1 pseudogene is annotated in these 236 nt (G+C 75.4%); it reads left to right on the top strand.

The window, feature by feature from the left end:
- Window positions 1-236: pseudogene (locus tag KVT45_RS55705) on the top strand (MBL fold metallo-hydrolase); the annotation flags it as partial.

Genomic DNA, 236 nt, shown 5'->3' with positions numbered 1-236 from the left:
CGGGGCAGCGTGCTCTACCTGGCCGACGGGCGGTACTGCTTCAGCGGCGACAGCTTCTACTGGTCGCGTACGGCGGCGGACATCGAGGTGGTCGACAGCGTCACCTGGTACTCCGTCCGCGAACTGGCCGCCTCGCTGGCCCGGGCCGCCGGCCGGCTGCGCTTCGAGTGGCTGCTGCCGGGCCACGGCGGCCGCCGCCGCCTGCCCCCGGACGACATGGCCGCCCGGCTCCACCG

This window comes from Streptomyces sp. GbtcB6, from assembly GCF_019091475.1.
Classification (GTDB): domain Bacteria; phylum Actinomycetota; class Actinomycetes; order Streptomycetales; family Streptomycetaceae; genus Streptomyces; species Streptomyces hyaluromycini.
Note: the sequence above shows the minus strand (reverse complement) of the source record. Positions and strands in the feature narration are given on the sequence as shown.